Source organism: Actinomycetospora sp. TBRC 11914 (assembly GCF_012933465.1).
In the GTDB taxonomy this organism is placed as follows: Bacteria; Actinomycetota; Actinomycetes; order Mycobacteriales; family Pseudonocardiaceae; genus Actinomycetospora.
In genome coordinates, this window is record NZ_JABBND010000047.1 from 1 (window position 1) to 1559 (window position 1559).

Annotated in this window: 1 protein-coding gene; it reads right to left on the reverse strand. The window is 71.8% G+C overall.

Translation table 11 applies throughout. From position 1 onward, the window contains the following. Nucleotides 1-1298, reverse strand: a 1298-nt coding sequence (locus HH311_RS30745; protein WP_169187541.1) for an IS110 family transposase, incomplete at its 3' end; no start/stop codon positions are given. Nucleotides 1299-1559: the final 261 nt, after the last annotated feature.

The following is a 1559-nucleotide window of genomic DNA, read 5'->3' on the forward strand; positions in this document are numbered from 1 at the left end:
GTGTCAGTGGCCGCGCGTGCGCGGGCCGCCGAAGTGTTGATCTTGTTGGAGATCTCGCGTCCTTCGGCCTCGGTGATTGCCCGGCCCTCGAGGTCACGTAGTTGGTAGTGCTGCCCGGCGCGCCAGCAGGCGGCGATGCGGGTGATCAGGACCGCGGCGAGGGTGCATAGCGCGCTGTTGTGGTGTTTGCTCCGGTCGCGCAGCTGTTGGTAGCGCTGGGCGAGGGTGGGGTCGGTCTTGCGGGCGTGGTCGGCGGCGAAGAACAGCGCGTAGCGCAGGACGTGGTCGCCGGCCTTGGTCGGCCCGCGGTGGCGTTCGGTGGTGCCGGACTGGTCGACCTTGGGAACCAGGCCGGTGTAGGCGCGGACCGCGGCCAGGTCTCGGAACCGGCTCGGGTCACCGAGGCGGCCCAGGATGGCGGCAGCCAGGACCGGGCCCAGTCCTGGGGCCGAGGCGACGATCCCCGTGGGGTCGGCGTGCTGGTAGCCGGCTGCGATGCGGTCGTCGAGTTGGTCGATCTCGCGGACCAGTCCGCGCAGCAGGCGGGTCTCGGCGGCGATGTCCTCGGCGAGCTCGGCGAAGTCGATGCTGCCCTCGGGCCAGAGCGCGAGGCTCTCGCGGGCGGCGGCGAGCAGCGCGTCGGCCTTGTCCTCGCGCCACTGCCCGCGGCTGGCGCGGATCAGCAGCCGGCTCAGCCGGGCCCGGCCCAGACGTTGCAGGGCGTGCGGGTCGGCGTACTGCTCGAGCACGCGGCAGGCTGCCTTGACCTTGCCGGGGTCGGTGCCCAGCACCGCGGTCCAGGCGGGGCCCAGCAACTCCAGCAGCGCTTCGAGTCGGTGTCCGGCCGCGGCTCGGCGCGCGACCAGCCCGGCTCGGCGGCCGACCGCGCGGCGCAGCGATTCCGCGGGTCCCAGGCCCGGGGTGCTGACCAGCCCGTCGGGGTGCAGCAGCGGGATCCGGGCCAGTAGCACGGCGTCGAGCCGGTCGGTCTTGGTGTGCTTGTTGTAGTACTGGCGCAGGTCCGCGGACTGCTCGGGTGGGACCAGGCGCACCGTGGCGCCGCGAGCGCGCAGCCAGGCCGCCAGCACCACCCAGGCGTTGCGGGTCGGTTCCATGACCACCACGACCGAGGTGTCCCCGTCGCCGGCGTTCACGACCGCGGCCCACAGTCGTTCGAGCTCGCTGGGACGGGAGTAGAAGCAGTGGTTGATCCACAGCAGCGTGCCGGTCTCGTCGGCCAGCGCGGCTCGATGAGCTTCTCGACAGGCCACGTCGATACCCAGCCGGAGTTCTCCCACGATCACCTCGTCGATGTCGTCGTGCGGACAGGCTCGCTGGCGACCACGACCGCGGCGAGCGTTCGACCCGGACATCTGAGTAGGAGTCCTCGACGGCTCCGCGTTCCCAACAAGGCACGCTCGCCTCGGCCGCGCCACGGGCGCCTCGACGATCAGTGCTGAGGACTGAGCATCCAGTCAGAGGTAGCCGTAGTCACCCGCGCCGCGAGCCTCACCCCGGGGCCCTCCCGGAGCTACACCGAACCTAGATGTCAGGGGGTC